General features: G+C 47.7%; 15 protein-coding genes. 10 read left to right on the top strand and 5 right to left on the bottom strand.

Annotated elements, in window-relative coordinates; all coding sequences use genetic code 11:
- Positions 1-8: 8 nt before the first annotated feature.
- Positions 9-248, bottom strand: coding sequence for a hypothetical protein (locus tag QUA33_RS13465; RefSeq protein ID WP_333149002.1), 240 nt, complete (start codon positions 246-248; stop codon positions 9-11).
- Between the two features lie 255 nt (positions 249-503).
- Here QUA33_RS13465 and hpsA point away from each other — a divergent pair, with 255 nt between their 5' ends.
- From hpsA to QUA33_RS13440, 5 genes are all read left to right on the top strand, one after another.
- The gene (hpsA, locus tag QUA33_RS13460) at positions 504-5702 is read left to right on the top strand and encodes a hormogonium polysaccharide biosynthesis protein HpsA (RefSeq protein ID WP_333149001.1); all 5199 of its coding nucleotides are present in this window, start codon (positions 504-506) and stop codon (positions 5700-5702) included.
- A 40-nt stretch (positions 5703-5742) separates the two neighbouring features.
- A complete protein-coding gene (locus QUA33_RS13455; protein WP_333149000.1) occupies positions 5743-6363 on the top strand; it encodes a prepilin-type N-terminal cleavage/methylation domain-containing protein in 621 nt (206 codons plus the stop codon).
- A gap of 88 nt (positions 6364-6451) precedes the next feature.
- Entirely contained in the window at positions 6452-7510 is a 1059-nt protein-coding gene (gene hpsC / locus QUA33_RS13450) for a hormogonium polysaccharide secretion pseudopilin HpsC (protein ID WP_333148999.1), read from the top strand.
- Positions 7511-7568: 58 nt separating this feature from the next.
- Positions 7569-8162 carry a GspH/FimT family pseudopilin gene (locus tag QUA33_RS13445; protein ID WP_333148998.1) on the top strand — a complete coding sequence of 198 codons (594 nt, stop codon included), beginning with the start codon at positions 7569-7571 and terminating at the stop codon, positions 8160-8162.
- Between the two features lie 117 nt (positions 8163-8279).
- Positions 8280-8918, top strand: a complete 639-nt coding sequence (locus QUA33_RS13440) for a Uma2 family endonuclease (RefSeq protein ID WP_333148997.1) — start codon at positions 8280-8282, stop codon at positions 8916-8918.
- A gap of 159 nt (positions 8919-9077) precedes the next feature.
- Here the strand turns inward: QUA33_RS13440 and QUA33_RS13435 are convergent, their stop codons facing one another.
- Positions 9078-9824, bottom strand: coding sequence for a cobalt-precorrin-6A reductase (locus QUA33_RS13435; RefSeq protein ID WP_333148996.1), 747 nt, complete (start codon positions 9822-9824; stop codon positions 9078-9080).
- A gap of 210 nt (positions 9825-10034) precedes the next feature.
- Between QUA33_RS13435 and QUA33_RS13430 the strand changes: the two genes are divergently transcribed.
- Positions 10035-10853, top strand: a complete 819-nt coding sequence (locus QUA33_RS13430; protein ID WP_333096549.1) for a tetratricopeptide repeat protein — start codon at positions 10035-10037, stop codon at positions 10851-10853.
- A 202-nt stretch (positions 10854-11055) separates the two neighbouring features.
- Here the strand turns inward: QUA33_RS13430 and QUA33_RS13425 are convergent, their stop codons facing one another.
- Positions 11056-11292 (bottom strand): hypothetical protein, encoded by a 237-nt coding sequence (locus QUA33_RS13425; RefSeq protein WP_333096547.1) that lies wholly within the window; start codon positions 11290-11292, stop codon positions 11056-11058.
- 334 nt (positions 11293-11626) lie between these two features.
- On the bottom strand, positions 11627-12412 hold the full coding sequence (locus QUA33_RS13420; protein ID WP_333096545.1) for a TIGR01548 family HAD-type hydrolase: 786 nt from the start codon (positions 12410-12412) through the stop codon (positions 11627-11629).
- A gap of 177 nt (positions 12413-12589) precedes the next feature.
- Here QUA33_RS13420 and QUA33_RS13415 point away from each other — a divergent pair, with 177 nt between their 5' ends.
- The 4 genes from QUA33_RS13415 (at position 12590) to obgE (ending at position 17284) form a co-directional block, all read left to right on the top strand.
- On the top strand, positions 12590-12901 hold the full coding sequence (locus QUA33_RS13415; protein WP_333056906.1) for a 30S ribosomal protein PSRP-3: 312 nt from the start codon (positions 12590-12592) through the stop codon (positions 12899-12901).
- Between the two features lie 380 nt (positions 12902-13281).
- Positions 13282-14355, top strand: a complete 1074-nt coding sequence (locus tag QUA33_RS13410; RefSeq protein WP_333148995.1) for a class I SAM-dependent methyltransferase — start codon at positions 13282-13284, stop codon at positions 14353-14355.
- Between the two features lie 417 nt (positions 14356-14772).
- Positions 14773-15666, top strand: coding sequence for a Mo-dependent nitrogenase C-terminal domain-containing protein (locus QUA33_RS13405; protein WP_333148994.1), 894 nt, complete (start codon positions 14773-14775; stop codon positions 15664-15666).
- 577 nt (positions 15667-16243) lie between these two features.
- The gene (gene obgE, locus QUA33_RS13400; RefSeq protein ID WP_333148993.1) at positions 16244-17284 is read left to right on the top strand and encodes a GTPase ObgE; all 1041 of its coding nucleotides are present in this window, start codon (positions 16244-16246) and stop codon (positions 17282-17284) included.
- Between the two features lie 138 nt (positions 17285-17422).
- On the opposite strand, the gene QUA33_RS13395 is transcribed toward obgE, so the two are convergent.
- Positions 17423-18175 (bottom strand): HNH endonuclease, encoded by a 753-nt coding sequence (locus QUA33_RS13395; RefSeq protein WP_333149033.1) that lies wholly within the window; start codon positions 18173-18175, stop codon positions 17423-17425.
- Positions 18176-18198 lie beyond the last annotated feature (23 nt).

The following is an 18198-nucleotide window of genomic DNA, read 5'->3' as shown; positions in this document are numbered from 1 at the left end:
TGGGGGCATTACGGCAATTCGATCGCACTTGGAGGCATTACCGAAATTCGATCGCCCAATTGAGATTCGATCGCACTGACAGGCTTAACCACAATTGGATCGCCCTCTCTACATTCTAGATTCCGGTGGTTGAAACCGAGCCTAGACAAACAAAGCCTGCCGGGGCGGGCTGGGAAATACATGGTATACGATGATCGCGATCGCTGTTTTTGGGCGATCGAATTCACTCTGGGTCTGGCGACTGACATTTCAATTTAACTAGATTAGAGTGGAGTGAGGAAGATCTAATTCGTGCGGGGCAAATCTTTCGCTGAGAAATATATTATCGGCGGCGATTTTGGTTGCGGGTTTGTGGGTTTTATTTTTCAGCCAAGGTACAGATTTAAATTTGTGCAAGAGGCTGATATGTAAGTTGCAAAAAATGGGAACAATAAAGATGGGATTGTACTGTCGAGCAGTAACTACCAGCAATACCATCTCTGAAATTATTCAGGAAGGCGTCAATGTTTAAGAGCAAATTATCCAAAGTTATCGTATCCCTGCTGCGGCGGATTGCTGGTGTTACCAGATCCGGTGCCAAGCGGCTGATGAGAGCAATGCTGCAAACCCTGATGGCTATGGGCCGGAGGGCGAGACTGCCGGTGGCGGGGTTTGTGCTGCCAACGGTGACGATGGTGTTGCTGGTAGTTATTTTGTTGACAGTGGCGATTACGCTGCGATCGTTCGATCGGGCGAATACGGCGCGTAACGTGCGCGTGAACCAGCAGGTGCTGGCGGCCGCGACTCCCGCGCTCGATCGGGCGAAAGCGAAAATTGCATATCTGGTGGGGGAAGGCAACCTAGTGACGGGTACTCCCTCAGATCGACAATTGTACCTGGCCATGTCGTCTTACCCAGCCGCCCCAACTCCGACAAACCCAGATTTGTATACATTTGGAGACGAAGAGCGCTTGGTACTCAGAGCAGATCTTTCTGGAAATGGTATCAGCCTTACTGACGACCCAAAAGGATCGCTTTTTAGCGCGTCCGGAGAAGAAAATGAAGCGCTAAATACTGCATGGAGGTATCCCGTCGATACCAATAACGACGGTATATTTGACACTTTTACTCTTTACGGAATCTACTTTCGTACTCCAAGAAGTGTAACTCCAAGACCGAGAAGGGAACTGGATGCCAGAACACCGCCCATGCGAACAGGAACCACAAACCCAGCCTGTGCTCAAGGAGAGGGTACAGTTGCAAGTTTGGTAGGGGACTCTGGTTGGGAAAGAATAAGTGGCAGGCTCCAGAAAAGTTTTTTTGTTTACACGGTTAACGTACCGATTACACAGACAGAAGCTAGCACATTGGGTGGGAGTTATCAAGCTTTCCCCGGAACCCCCAGCATATCGGCTCTCGAATACCAGCAAGATCAAAGCCGCATTCCCCTCAGCAACAATGCGGTTGTATATGAAGACGACTTAGATATATCGCCTGGGCCTCCGTTGAATCTAAACGGACGGATATTGACAAATAGCAACTTATTGGTATCGGGATTGGGTGGTGCTAGAAACATCAGACTATTTGAAGTCAGCAGCAAGCAATCTTGTTTTTACGATCAAGAAAATAGCAGAATTGTCGTAGGCGGTAATGTTGTTAACGGGTGGTCGGGCAGCAATGCGCCGACAAATTCGGTGGAAGTACATCTTTTCAAAACTATAGCCGACGCCAACCAACCCAATACAAATGCACCCGCAATTGACACCACCAATCAATCTGTCGCGGACAACAGCCTTCAGGTACTGTACAACAACAACGCTTACTCCGAGCGGTTAGCTGCTCTGGTAGACGGTCAAATACAAGCAGATCCAACAGGTGCTAACGACCCAGTTTCTGTTCAGCAAGCAATGCTGCCCCCTAAGAGTCAGAGTCGCGATCAAGCATTACAAGATTATTTTAGAGAACGGCTGCGGAAAGTTACTTTTGCAGAAGCACCCCTCGCCAGCGCGGTCAACGGAAAGTATTTAGCTCCGAATGTACCGAACAGGAACTACAGAATTCAAGACGCCGGTAACAACAGTCTCAGACCCGCAGATAATACTTGGAGCCTTCCTAATGGAACAGCGACAGTAGGCGCTCTTACAGGGGCGGGACTCACTATTCGTCCAGATCAGCTACCAGCCGAAAACCCCGAGGAGTTACAACTTACTGAGAGCGAAAATTTCTTGGGCAATCGAGTCACAGTGGGTAACAACTTGCCAGCACTGCGGTGGAACGGTACTAGCTTTACTGATGATCCTCAGCAAGTAGATGGCACCACTCCATGGCAAGACGGCGGAATTCGCACCCGAACACCGCAAGTGACTAAACTTGCTGACGTGGGAGCAACAGCCCGCGGCAACGGTTTAGGCGAAGCACCAGGCAACCCAAACTCTTTCAGCGATGGTTTCTGGGAAAAAAGCGCCGCTGAAAGACCGCGAACTCCCCTGGACGGTGTTGGTGGTCTGCGGGTAATTACCAGTGCAGGAGTGTACGATCGCACTAATTCTTTCCTACCGCCACCTACCTGGATACAGCCTGCTGCTGCTGCCGCTAATGCGAGATTGAAAAGCGGCCCGGCATCGAGGGCTACTGCTTTCACTGTAGACAATACTTACGACGACCCGGAAACTCCTGCTGTGGAAGAGTACCGCGTCGTGTGGCCCGACTCGATGCCGATGTCACCGCTGGGTCCTGGTTCTCAAGTATGGAACAACGGTACTGTAGCGGCGGGTGGTGTTGCTGCCGGAGGTTGGGGAAACTGGAACCCTATTTGGTCGCCGCCGGTGGCACTCCCCGCTCTACCAGACGCCACGGCCCTGCCACTAGCAGAAACAAATCCTAATTTTGTTAATGAAAACCTAAACCCCGCCAATCGCAAATTTGCCAAAGGCGACTTGCGGATGCGGGCAACGGCAGTTTATCACTACGCAAACAGCGCCTTCGACCCAGTAGCACTAGCACCAGGAGCTCAACCAACTCAAACCCCCCTGGCTTGCGTCAGCAGCTACTACGACCCCAGCAATGCTTCCACAGCGAGAAACATCTCGACGGGGGCGCTGCCCGATGTCAGCGGACAGGGAGGGCTGGCACCAGATGTGGCTACACGCGCAGCAACACTGGGAAGACAGCAGGCTTTTATCGGCTCTAACAACGGCATCACCTACGGCCCCCCAACCCAAAGACTGCAACCGGCTGTTTCAAACTTGAACCCTGCTACAGGCTTGCTGGGCGGTGGAGACGCAATTTTGGAAGCCCAGGCAAATATGGTTTTTCCAGACGGTAGGTTTGCCAACGGGCCGTTGAGAACCGCCCTCCAAGTGGCTCCTGCGGCTCGCACCCTAGCACAACAAGCCGCTATTGACTCAACTAATTGTGCGCTACAAATACTTGATGGCTCGATAGGCGTTCCCCAGCCCGCACTGATTCCCCACGGGGCAATTCAAGAAGTAGCATTTATCAACGGCAGAGAAGTCAAGGCGATCGATCGCGACAACTCGACCACGATCGTCAACGAAGCCTTTACGCTCAGCAGTCCCCTTCCTCAGCCAGCCCCCGCCCCCCAAGCAGCACAATTAACAGCCACTTACAACCAACCCCTAGAAGAACGGGAACCCCTAGAAATTCGAGCCACTCAGCTAGATATCAATGTTTTGCGCGGAACAAACATTGCAGGAACTGAGTGGTTGCTGCCAAACAGCGGGATTATTTATGCTAGCCGGGACGACGCGCTGCCGGATCGCAGCTCTCGATCGAATTCTCGATTGACGGACAGAACTATCAGTCCTGGAGACAACCTGCTCGACCCCACCCGCAAGCCTAACGGCATTGTCCTGATTAACGGTCAGCAGCTATTTCGCGGTGGCGCCACCCCCACAGCACCAGCGAACCTCAATGCTGTGGTCATAGAAAAAGGACTGACCCTGGTATCGAATTTGCCCGCTTACATCAAAGGAACCTTTAACCTTCACGGCAACATCCCGCCCGCTGCTCCGGGTAGTCCAACCACTTTTACACAAGTGGAAGAGTTTGGGGCTCTTGTGGACGCAACCTGGGGAAATTTTTACACCCGCAATAACCTTGACCCCAACTTTGCCTGCCGCGCGGGCGATCCGAGGCTTCCGAACTGTACCGTGGGAGACTTTTGGAGACCGGCAACAGTGCTGGCAGATGCAGTCACCCTGCTATCGCGAAATTACCGTTTTGGCTTCCGCAACGAGGGAGACTTTGACCTGAGAAACAATGCGGGCGCTGCTGCTGTATTGCCCCGCAGACAGCAAGGATTTTTCAACAACAACTTTGTTACTAACGGACTTTCCAGCGGGGCGTTTTCAGACAACCTCAATTTACGAAATACCACAGGTGCTAGCACTACACCGGTGACAGACGGTACCTACGTGGCTGCATCTCCCGCGCCCCGGCTATGGAGTTCCTACTTCAACAACTTTGTCACGCCGGTGCAGCGGCGCGGGAATTTCCCACACTATTTAATGGAAGTTTGCACAAAAATCCCGGTGGCTGCCTGTACCGATGCTGACTGGTTTGTCGATCCGCTAGCACTAGTGCCACTGACGGCAGCAGCCGCGAACGCAGCGGGCCAAACAACTTATGCGTCACCCGTTACTACCCCTGCTACCCCTTTTAAAGCTGGATCGACTGTCGATCCCCCAGTGCCAGCATTGCAGCGATTCCCCCGCCGCGTAGCTTTTGCAAGAACAGCAGGTAATCCCGCCACACAGCCTTGGGGGATTTCTGGAACCGCTATTGCTGCCAATATTGCTGCCCCTACACCTGGCTCTCTGTGGTTTGCGGCCAATACTGGGGGTGCCGTCAGCTTTAATGGCACAGGTCTCCCCTATGTGGTAAACAATTCCACCATTCCTGCCAACACCCTAGACGGCGCAAATGTACGGCTACCCTCTTTAGTGCCTGTATCAACACCCGCAAATTCGGCAATAGGATCGGTAGCAAACCCAGCGCCAACTGCACTACAACTCTATAATGGGTCACAGCCGCTACTGCTCCCAGTCCCGCAGATCCAAACTTTGTCAGCAGCCACCGCTCCAGGCGGGAATATAATGCCAAGAGGTACAACTAATGTCAGAGCAACAGGATGGATACCCCAAGCTGTAAATACCACCTTTAATCTGATCATTGGAGCTGGCGACACTCCTTCACGGGCACTCAACGCTACCAGTGGAGACTTTAACGGCGGCTTGCAAAACTTGCCTCGATTCTTGGAAAGCTGGAATAACGGGGGAGTGACTAGTAATATCCGAGGCTCTTTCATCCAGCAAAATCGCAGCGCTTTCAGCACAGCGCCTTATCAGCCAATTCTGCCGCTGAACCCATCTGGCTTAGCGAGCCTGTTTCAACTTCAGGGAGTACCTCCAAGCCTAACTATCGCAAACACATACAACACAGATGCTGGTGCTGGGTTGATTCCCTACTTCAGCCCGCCCGCCCGGAACTGGGGTTATGATGTGGGCCTGCTATCTCAGCCACCTGACTTGTTTACTCAAAGGTTCACTACTCCTGCGACAAAGACTCAGCCTGCTGAGTATTTCCGGGAAGTATCCCGCAATGACCCGTGGGTAACAACTTTGATGTGTGGCACTGTAGCTCCAGATCAGCCGAATGCCAATCAAAATGCCACTTCCATTCGCAGTGGCTGCCCGACTTAACCCTCTAACTTTCCGCCGCGCAATTACTGGAGTCCTATTTATGACTAAGCGACAACAACAGCAAAATTTATTGCAGTCACGAGATGGTGGCTACACGATTATCGAGTCATTGGTAGCGATGATTGTAGTTTCGGTGCTGATGATTGCGATCGCCCCTGTGATGGCTTTCTCAGTAGCGACTCGCGTACAAGCGCGGCGGACGGAACTCGCTACCCAGGCGGCGAGAACTTACATCGACGCTCTCAGGACGGAGGCGATCAAATTCGGTGGCTCAGGGTTCCCAATCCCTGCAGGAGGCGTGTTGGCCGATGCACCAGTTCCGACAGTCAACCAGACATACTGCGTTGATATGGATGGAACAGGAGTTTGTGAGACGAGTAGCACCAAAGACTTTTACGTTCAGGGCGCTTGGCTAAATCCAGATCCCTCTATTACTGGTGGCGATCCAACATCAAAAGGCTACCAGCTCTTAGTCCGGGTTTATAGGGCTGATTCCTTTGCTTCGGGTGTAACTTTGAATCCGACCCCAAGGACTGGGAAAAAGCAATCTGTTGTGGGTTCAGGTTTGGGCGATCGGACAATGCCAGTAGTAGAAATGTCTACAGAGATTCCCGCCACTGGAGATGCGTCGTATCGCTCACTCTCCGATCGCCTCAGATAACCATCATGAACTACTGTATGCCCATAATTACAGTGAGTGTTATTAGATTAAAATCCCTCCCAACCACTCGCCACAGGAAACGGTCAAAATGAAAACTTTACTCAGGTTGCTTCTAAAAAGTCAGCACCAGCGAAACCGCTCAGGGCCAGCTCAAACAGAAAAGGGCATGACTCTGGTCGAGCTATTAGTCGGAGCAATTATGGCGTTTTTAATCATCACGCCAATGCTCGGTTTTGTAGTCGATATGCTGAATACCGACAGGAGGGAACAAGTCAAGTCAAATACCGAGCAAGACGTTCAGGCGGCACTTGATTTCATCGCCCAAGATTTGAGTCAAGCTATTTATATTTACGATAACGCTGACATTACTGCTATTAACGGCAGCCCAACTCCGCTTCCTAGCGCTCCAAACGCAACTCCTATTCTGGTATTTTGGAAGCGCAAGCAGATTCAAAATGCTGTGTCTGTCGATACGAATCCAGCTACTCGCGTACTGCCAACGAATTGCACCCAAAATACTTGCAATGATACCTACACTCGCTCCTTAGTGGCTTACTACCAGGTTAGAGAAAACAATCTTAATTCTATTTGGTGTCAACCATCAGGAGCCCCTTGTCCGGCACGCATTGAGCGCTATGAAATTAGCGAGGGCATCATGAAAAACCCAGCAGGAACGACTGCCGCCACTCGTTACTTCGATGATAATGAGGCAAAAGATGGTCAAAGACATAGTGCAGCTTTTAATTTAAACTTTGACTGGAACCAGCCAACCCAGAACGTGACAAATCCAGCGGGTTTTGCGGGGTTAAACCCTCAAGTGCTAGTTAATTATATAGACCAAAGTCCATTAGTACCAGCACCTCCAATCGACGAGTGCCAAAGAACTCTAGGCAATCCCACAGCCCAAGTACCAGGGACAACGACAACCTCCCCAGTCTTAGAAACAACTTTAAAAATAGCCAACCCAGACAATACAAATAGCTTTTACGCTTGTGTAGATACCTCTCAAAACATAGCCAGAGTAACTATCAGAGGAAACAGCCTCCGCCGCCTTCAACCCAACAATGCTGATTTCCAAACCAGCAGATCGGCGTTTTTTCCAACAGCAAGCGTGCAAGTACAAGGTCTAGGCGCGCGAGGAAGATAACTGATTTCTAAAACTGATTGCCGAAGCCCGCCACTAGCCGATAAAACAGGAGAATAAAATGAAAATCCCAATATTATTAAAAGTTTTGCAGATTTCTGCAACAAAAGCAAACCCTAATTACAAAAATACTGCATCCAGAAAGGGCGATCAGGGATTCACCCTTCTAGAAGTGCTGGTGATAGCTTTAATCATCGGTATATTCAGTTCGATCGCCGCTCCAAGCTGGGTGGCATTCATCAACAGACAAAGAGTTCGCACTGTGAACGATCGCGTTTTCCAATCATTACGACTGGCACAAAGCGAAGCAAAGCGAACTAAGCGCGAGGTCACAGTTACATTTTCTGCCCCATCTGTCGATCCACCAACAATTACGTTTAACCCGCCACTAGCCACGGGTGGTAGTACCCAGACGTTAAATTCTGGAGGCGAAATCAAGCCCGGCACTATTAAACTTGTCTCTAATGCAACCTCAATCACTTTCGACTACCTGGGCAACGTGAAGGATCAACTTCCCTTAGATACATCAAATAGTCGTCGATTTGTTGCCACAGCTTCTACTGTAAACGGTGCTGCTAAGCAGTGTGCGATCGTGGAAACTATAATAGGAGGCATGAGAACTGCTGAAGGAAATAATTGCACGACTGTACCCTAACTTTCAATAATAAATTTAATCTTAATCTCTAACAGCAATTCCGCCTAAATTCTGAATTGCTAAAATCTATTAACTTAAATTATTTTATATTTCAAATCCTATTAAAACAGTCAAAATATGCAGTTAGAACTAAAACAAATAATCATCCAGCCAGGAAATCAACTATTACTCAAAGACATAACCTGGCCGATGTTTGAAACCCTACTAACAGAATTGGGAGAAAGTCGCGCATCCAGACTTTCTTACAGCAAAGGAACATTAGAAATCATGGTTCCCCTACCCGAACACGAAATTGGGAAAGTCCTGATTGGTAACTTAGTCGAAGCACTACTCGAAGAACTTGGTATTGAATTTTGGTCTCTAGGTTCCACCACATTCAAAAATCAAAAAATGGCTCAAGGAGTAGAACCAGATACCTGTTTCTACATCCAAAACGAAGCCGCAGTCAGAGGCAAAAGCCGCATCGACTTAGAAACAGACCCACCCCCCGATTTAGCCATAGAAATCGACCTCACCTCCCGCACTCAGTTCAACAACTACGAAGCATTAGGAGTACCCGAATTGTGGCGCTACAACGGCCGCAACCTGCAAATCAGCGTACTGCAAGATGGAAAATACATACAGTCCGATCGCAGTCTCCAGTTTCCCAACTTCCCCATCACCGAGCTCATCCCCCAGTATTTAGAACAAAGCAAAACAGCCGGCAGAAACGTCGCCATGAAAGCCTTTCGATCTTGGGTAAAAGCGCAAATTTAGCGGGGCGATGACAAATTTGCAGTAGGGAAACCGCACTACCCTTTCTTGATATCATTTCCGGTAACACCGGAATGATGTTGACGGTTGACGGTTGACTGTTCACTGTCAACCGTCAACCGTCAACTCGAATTTACTATTCCAAGGCTAACGGATTTGATATCATAACTGCTTAACTAACCAAGCGATCGCCCCTTCAACATCAGCAACCTGCTCAACATCCGCAATCGGCGGCCGCTGCACCATCACCACCGGAATTCCCAGTTCCCTAGCCGCCACAATTTTCGCATAAGTAGCACCGCCGCCGCTGTTTTTACTAACAATTGTATCAATCCCATATTCTAATAGTAATTGGCGCTCCTCTTCCAAAGAAAAAGGCCCCCTTGCTAATAACAATTTACCATTAGGAATAGGAGAATTGAGTGCCGGAGGATCGATCGCCCGCATCAAAAACCAAATAGCATCCAAACCCGCAAAAGCAGCCAATTCCTGCCTGCCAATAGTCAGAAACACCCGCTGAGACAGCCCTAATAAAGCCCTTGCAGCCTCCGAGTGGCTGGCAACTTCAATCCAGCGATCGCCCTCCACCCTCTCCCAAGCTGGACGCACCAGCATCAAATAGGGCACATTACACTCAGCAGCAGCAACAGCAGCATTAGCAGAAATCTGAGCCGCAAACGGATGAGTAGCATCAATCAACAAGTCGATCGGGCTATTGAGCAAAAACGCCGCCAGCCCAGCCGCCCCACCAAACCCTCCAATTCGCACCGTACCCGTTTTTTGGGTAAAAGGCTGTTGAGTGCGTCCTGCCAGCGAAGATACCACCTCAATTTCAGCAATTTGAGACGCTCTTGCCGCCAGTTCAGCAGCATCCCCCGTCCCGCCCAAAATTAACAACCGTTTTTTCATAAAATTAGTCCTAACATATCGAACTAATACCTAAAATTTTGGTTAATAATGTCTTTAAGGATCGTCAATTAAATAATTTCCCTTTTTTCTTGTGGGATGGGCGTCCCGCCCGTCCCCGATAGACGGGCGGGACGCCCATCCCACAACAAACAGGAAAAGTGGATTTTATTTAATTCTCATTCCTCAGTAAAGTTTCAACTGCCAACAAAGATGATTCGCTCACTTTTCACATTTTTTACAGTATTAATTGTAACCGGGTTAGTTTGGCTGGGAAATATCGCGCCCGTTGCCGCACAAGTACAACCAACAGATATCACAGATCCCCAACAGGAATTGGGAGAACTCGTTCAAAAAGCTTTTGAAGCTACAAATGAAGGCAAATTTCCTGCCGCAGAAACTTTTTGGACTCAAATCATTGACAAATTTCCCTCACAAGCCGCCGCTTGGAGCAACCGAGGCAATTCTAGAGTCAGCCAAAACAAACTACAAGCAGCTATTTCCGACTACGAAAGAGCGATCGAACTAGCACCCGACGCCCCCGATCCCTACCTCAACCGCGGCACCGCCTTAGAAGGTTTAGGACGCTGGGAAGAGGCGATCGCAGACTACAATCATGTACTAGAATTAGACTCCCAAGATCCAGCAGCCTACAACAACCGAGGCAACGCCGAAGCAGGTTTAGGAAAATGGGAACAAGCAATTGCCGACTACAGCAAAGCCTTTGAACTAGCCCCCGAATACGCATTTGCCCGCGCCAACCACGCCCTCGCACTTTATCAAAACGGGCAAACCAAAGAAGCAATTCGCAACATGAAAAACATCGTCCGCAGATACCCCCAATTTGCCGACATGAGAGCCGCCCTCAGCGCCTGTCTTTGGGAAGCCGGAAAGCGCGGCGAAGCTGAGAGCAATTGGGTAGCAGCAGTCGGCCTCGATGCCCGCTACAAAGACCTCGATTGGGTTGCCAATAACCGCCGCTGGCCACCACTTGCAGTCAGTGCATTAGAGAAATTCTTGCACTTGCAATAATCTCACAACACCAATGAAAAATTGCGAGCATCCCCTGGATTGTGGGGTTTAATTCCTAAAAGGGATGCTCCCAAGAATTGCCAAATGTCATCCTAAGCTAGCAGTAAACAAACTATTGAAGAACACTTTAAACCCTTCTTCCTTGTTTCTTTTTTACTCAATCTTCATCCCTTAAATTCGTTCCCTCCCTTCAATTATCTTCTCAAAACTCGTATTCCACATCTCCAGAAACAATCTTATCTGTCACCAACATTCTGTACAGTCCCAGTTCTTCAACAGTAACTTTTCCGTCAGCCCAAATCGCTCTATTGATGTCTTCCATCTCTTGCTTAGATATCTTGCCGTCAGCAACAGCTCGCTCGATTTGGACTTGGAGCTTTTCTAGTTGCCGACTTTCTTCCGGCGTAGCTTGTTTATCAGTCGATCGCGAAACTAACATAGTTGCTTTCTCCTAGAGCTTGACCTCTACTCTGTACTAAGCCGCAGCAGCAGATATTGTCAACTCAAAGATGCAAAAATTGACAAATAAATGTAACAAAACTACATTTACTTGTCAATAGGATAAGGTGCAAAATTATTTAACAAAATTACATTTGTTGGTCAATAGTATCAATATCAAATCCGCGCTTCATCGTCGGGCCTAAAGTCGAATCAAGCTGCCAACAAATAATTCGCGAAATTTTCAGTTTTTTGACCCCTCCTTCTACAGTCAACAGTCAACAATCAACAATCAACAATCACCTGACGGTGCAACGGGAATCGATATGACTGGCCTACTGAACTAAGTCTCGAATCCGCGCAGCCGTCAACTCCTCGACATTCCTGAAAACCGCTGCAGCACCCGCATTTTCCAGCACCTTAGCATAAGCCTCACAGCGCACAGCATCATCCAAAACATGAGGTGGCAAAATACCAGTCCCCAGCCAAACTCGATGTGGTTGCAATTCCCGCGCCTTCACAACCGTGTAAATATCGGCAACCGTATCTCCCGCGTAAATCACGGGCAAATTTTTTTCTAAACCGTGCAGAGTTTCCAACTGTTCAATTGCAGAGAAAAGTCCAGCCGGATCTGGTTTTCCCGGTGCATCTTCCATCGCCACCAACACCGGGGAATTTAAACTCAGTTTCCCTGACAAAACATAAGCAGCTTCATCCCGCATCGCCCCGCTAAAAAAGCCCCAAACAATCCCCCCAACCGTTAAACTTTCCAGGTAAGCCGGACTTAACAACAGCGGTTCGTCACAAATGTAACCAGTCCAATTATTCTCATCGGGCCCGCGATAGCGACTTTGGAAAAAAGCCACTAATTCCTCATAGTTGAGAGCGAGTTTGTTTCTCGATCGCCCAATCCCCTCAAAATAACGGCAAACTAACTCGAAAGACGCCTGCCAGTCATTATTCCACACTCCCTCCGACTTCAGAGAGTCGATATCGAGAGAATTCGGGCGAAAAGCACCCGCCGTGAAATGTTCCACCGCATCCGCGATCGCCCGCCGGTAGGAACCGGACACATCCCGCACCACACCGTCAATGTCGAAGACTAAAATAACTCTGTTCACAGCTTAACTATCCTTGTACCTAGGGCGGGTGAGAACCCAAATTTTATCTGTTCCCAGCCCCTGAGTGGCGCTAAAACCAGCCGCGCCACAAAACTTTTCATGGCCGATGACCAATTATCGAACAGAGTGTGCTACGCTTAGCGATTGTAGAAATTTTTAACAAGTTCGATCGGAACCCTGGAGGTTTGCTTGTCCAAGTTCATCTTAAAAGTTCTCTGGCTAGAAGAGAATGTTGCCCTCGCCGTTGACCAAGTTGTCGGCAAAGGAACTAGCCCGCTGACATCCTACTTTTTCTGGCCTCGCAAAGATGCCTGGGAAGACCTCAAAAACGAACTCGAAGCCAAACACTGGATTGCTGATAACGATCGCGTCGAAATCCTCAACCAAGCCACAGAAGTCATCAACTACTGGCAAGAGGAAGGCAGACGGCGCCCGATGACTGAAGCTCAGTCAAAGTTCCCCCTAGTGACTTTTACCGGCAGCAACTAAGCCCAGCTTTAATTTGCTACCCATATAAATTGCCTGTTATGGCTGACGAGGGGAAGGATAGAGGGGAGAAGGCGAGAGGATTTGACGCTTTTTCCACCTCGCCGTGAAACATACAATTTTAATGCGCTACAGCTTATCTTGATATTAACTCCGATTTTGGAACCTACTCGGGTTTTGGGCTTGGTCGATTTGAGATTTGAGATTTGAGATTTATCCAAAATAAAGCTCTCAAATCGGATTTTCTACAATCTAAAAAGACTAAGCAACCAAACCAAATAAATCTAAAATCGGCTTTTTTATACTCTTGAATTGTACAGTCAGCTCTCAACATCCTTCCCTCTGACTAATGACTAATAACTAATGACTTCTTCGCGGAATCTATGGGCGCCGAAAGTACGATCGACCAGACCGAACAGCTACCGCTGGTAGTAAATCCCGACATTCTCCAGCAAGCTATCCTCTACAAAATTAATACTCGCATAAACGCTCGCGGAGAATTAGTTTTCCCCTGCATACCGGGAATGCTAAGCCACTATCTCAATTCGATAGAAAAGCTATTTAGCACTCTCGACAGACCCCTGCCAGAAGACCGCAGAGACGAGCTCAGCAAGCTTTTAGCCACCAAGTTAGAACAAGGCTACCGCACCTCCACAGCATCAATGTTGATTCTGCAATACGAATCAGTGCAGCCGCCGCAAACCGGTTTAGCTTGCAAAGTGATTGTGACTACCTCAACAGTTGGAGAACAGTACAAAAGCTGGGTAGACACCAGAGAACCGCCGCTTTTCGGCTCTCATCCCGATGCAAAATTGATGGCAACGGCTGCTAAATTGGGTACGCCCGATCGAGTGCGGATTTTGGACGTGGGCGCTGGTACCGGCCGCAATACCTTGCCCCTGGCGAGATTGGGCTATTCTGTAGATGCGATCGAACTAACTCCAGCTTTTGCAGAACAATTGAAAGCGGCAGTAACAGCCGAAAACCTTCCCGTCACAGTTACAGAAGGCGATGTGCTTGACCCCTTAATGCGGATGAAACCGGCCCGCTACCAGTTGGCAGTTGCCGCCGAAGTCATTTCACATTTTCGAGACAGCGATCAAGTACGGCTTTTCCTCGCTAAAATGTGCGATTCCCTGTGTCCCGGAGGTCTGTTGCTGTTCAGCACGTTTTTAACTGTCGGCGACTACCAGCCGGATGCCCTCGTGCGACAAGTTGCCCAACTCTCCTGGTCTACTTTATTTACGCCCCAAGAACTCGCCACCGCAATGGAAGGGTTGCCCTTAGTCCAAATATCCGACGAATTGGTGTTTGAGTACGAACGCCACCACCTGCCGGAAGGAGCCTGGCCACCGACGCCTTGGTTTCCCAGTTGGGCCACCGGTCGAGATGTCTTCCCGATGGCAAACGCACGGCCGCCAATGGAATTGCGCTGGATTTTGTGTCGCCGAAGTTAAAAAATTTTGTCATTTCTAGGCGGACACAGCAATCAAAACTGTTAACCGGCAGTAACATTTTCCTCAAATATTTTTATTTCAACAGCTTAAATCAGGGTCGCTGTTAATATTGTGCATCCTGCACAGAAAAATTTACAAAAATATATATTAAAATGTAAAGAGAGCGAAGTTCGATCGCCCCTGGGTGACAAACCCAGTGCCTGATTTGATCCTACGCTTGCCAACCTTTTATTTCTTGCGAAAAATCGGGTTGCTAATGGCAATCGGGCTTGCTTAGAATTCGATCGCCATCTCGATGGGTGCAACTAGAGTTAAGATGAATTCAACAAACCTATTCCTCCCGATAGATGACTTTTTAGGGAATAGGATTAGCCAATAGATTAGCTCGCTACTCAGCGATGCTGCTGAAAAACAAATATGCTTTTAACACATCCACTACAAGCGTTTGGAGCAATCTTCGGGCACCAACCTTCCACAAATAGATCATCAATCGACCAAAAAACCAATAAAAATTATTGGGAGGGGAATATTGAACTGGCTGTAAACGAACAAATTGACTGGTACATCCAAGTGGAAATGCTAATGAGTAACGCTAAATCTTCCTGCACCAATGAAGAGATTACTGCTTGGCTGCGGGGATTGCTGACAATTGCTTGGGCAGATGGCAACTTTGACGAAGACGAGCAAAAAATGATTGCAAATCTAACTCAAGATGAACTACACCCGGTATCTTTTGAGGCGGGCTTTGAACCTATTACTACAGAGGAATTAGCCGCTGTGTTAGGAGAAGACACCGCCAAAGGCGAGGATTTTTTAAGGACAGCAGTCATGGTAGCTTTGGCAGACGGTACCTACTCGCTCAGCGAAGACGAGGTAATCTCTAAGTTTTGCACAGCTTTGGGGCACAATGTAGAGGCGATCGAAGCTCTGCGACACACCATCGAAGACAGCAAGTGCGATCCGCAGGGGCCCAGCAGCCAAATAGTCTTTGATGCCAATGTCGTCCCCGTCGTCGGAACACCCCTTTCATCTCGGCTACCTAAACCTCACCACAAAAATGTCCTGCAACCGGTAAAAGACTGGCTCGACGGCTGGGAAATTCACGACCCAAAATTGGCACACTTTGTCTGTAAAATTATTCCACCCCAGTGTCCGTTTGAGCGAGATGTCGTGTTATTTGGTCACAAAATCGTCCACATTCCGGCGATGTGCCAGATTAACCCGCTTTACGAACAGTTAGTCGGGATGCGCTTTCGAGCTCTCTGCTATTTGGCAGATGAATGTAAGGAAGATGTATCGTCCTATTGTTAAAAGGAATGGGTAATTGCTAATTGGTAATTCATTCCGGGGCGCAGAACCTCTATCTGTAGGATGCGCCCATAAGCACCTTACCGCTATAATTAGCACGTTAAATGCGTATTTGGCAAAGTTCTGTAATTAGCAATTGCTAATTTTCCGTAGTAAATTATTTGCGATGATTTAGAAACCGCTTTTTGGCAGAAAAAAAGATTTTTACAGCTCTTCGCACCTGATAAAAACCCAGTTTATTCTGTTGGCGTGCGTGATTTCTGCAAATATCAAGTCTGCTTTTATAATACTAATTTAATAAAAATTTTGGTAGAATTCTGAAATTATTATATAGCTTATTAAAAGCTTTAAAAGCCGGACACGGCAGTGCCGTTTCCCTACAGATGCTCGCGTACAATCTCTCGCTCTGCACTACTTTTGAGAATTGGTATAATTATATTTTTCCGGCAACTGTAAATCGCGACTAAAGTTGGCTGTCATCCGCCGACGCGGACTAAAGGAAAAGGGGAATATGGTACTTGCATCTGGTATAATAATAACTAATGACTATTGACACTGACTATTGACTACTGACTAAATTATGCAATTTATCGATCGAGCAGATATTCAAGTCGCAGCCGGCAAAGGCGGCGACGGTATGGTAGCTTTTCGCAGAGAAAAGTATGTACCAGCGGGTGGCCCCTCTGGTGGGACGGGTGGCAAAGGCGGTTCCGTGTATATGGTGGCGGTGGAAAGCCTGCAAACGCTGCTAGATTTTCAGTACAACCGGATTTTTAAAGCCGATGACGGGAAGCGAGGCGCGCCGAAAAATATGACCGGTGCCGGTGGGGACGATCGCACGATCGAAGTTCCCTGCGGTACAGTAGTTTACGACGCGGAAACTCAGGCCATATTGGCAGATTTGGTGACGCCCGGACAGACTTTTTGCGTAGCCAAAGGCGGCAAAGGCGGTTTGGGCAACAAGTGTTTTCTGACCAATTCCAACCGGGCTCCCGATTATGCGATGCCGGGAAAAGAAGGAGAACACAAATTTTTGCGTTTGGAATTGAAGCTATTAGCTGAAGTGGGAATTCTGGGGATGCCGAATGCTGGCAAATCCACCTTAATTTCAGCTTTATCTGCGGCCCGCCCCAAGATAGCAGATTATCCGTTTACAACTTTAGTCCCGAATTTGGGCGTAGTCAGAAAACCGACTGGAGACGGTACTGTTTTTGCTGATATTCCGGGATTGATTGAGGGAGCTCACGAAGGTGCTGGCTTGGGTTACGAGTTTTTGCGGCACATCGAACGAACTCGGTTGCTGCTGCACTTGATCGATATTACCGATGAAGATCCGATCGCCAATTACGTCACAATTCAGGAAGAATTAAAGGCTTACAGGCGTGGTTTAGCCGATAAACCGCAGATTTTGGCTTTTAATAAAGTAGATGCGATCGACCTCGAAAGCGAAGAAATCGGTAATTTAATCAGCCGACTTAAAGAAATTAGTGGCGCTCCTGTTTTGTTAATTTCCGCCGTTAGTAGACTTGGATTGGATGAATTGATGCAGCAAGTTTGGCAAAAACTCGACGAGATGAACGAGAAAGAGGCGGCTGAACAGTTAGCAGTCGCGAGTGTTTAATCGCTTTCCGGTTCTTGGAATTTCCGTGAATGGGTAGGTGTTTTTTTGAGGGGTCAAATCTTTCGGCTGTATGGCTGGTGCGGCAAGGGTTTGAGCCTCTCAGGTCTCAGAAAATATCTTGGACATCTATCTAGGAAGTCACTTTTTACTGAGTAAATCTTTAATTTCTTCAATAGTAAATGGAGGATATTTCCTATGAATCATTGCATGACAGTTAGGACATAGTGGAAGTAAATCTTGAATAGGATTAACTTCATATTCTTGATTAATTTCAGCTAAAGGTATTATATGGTGAACATGAATAAAACCTTTACCTATTTCTCCAAAAACTTTTTCAAAGTTAAACTTGCAAATATAACAATTTAGCCCATAATATTCAATACATTTTTTGCGAGCTTGATTATTTCGTTCATAAGCATTAACTTGTATTTGACGGATAGAACCTTCTTTAAAAGTTTTAGTTTCCTCTACTTCTCCGACTTCATCAGAAAATATTAGCGTATCATCTGAGACACTAACAGAATCGAAAAGCTGTTCAAAATCAAGCTTGGGTGTGGTTAAAATTTTGCAAACTAAAACATAGAGTTCTTCTTCAGAATATTCTTTAAATCCTTCATAAATTTCTTTCTCACAACGCCATAACTCTCTCTGCCACCAGCCTCTACGCCTATTTTCATGATAAGGATCAAAGGCATCTCTCAAATTTTTGATTGTATTAGCGGAAATTCCAAGTAGAGAGCCTATTTTTTCATGGGTATCAGTCATATTACCAAATCCCAATTTCTGATAAGCATCTCTATCAAATCTTGAAAGATAATAAGCTACTATATAAGCATAGTAATTGCTCAACCCCCTTGACAAGAGAACGAGATAGACATTAGATAGAGGAATGAAAAAACTCCCTGACCTAAAAC

This window comes from Microcoleus sp. Pol14D4 (genome assembly GCF_036701245.1).
Classification (GTDB): Bacteria; Cyanobacteriota; Cyanobacteriia; order Cyanobacteriales; family Microcoleaceae; genus Microcoleus.
This window is presented reverse-complemented; position numbering and strand designations above follow the sequence as displayed.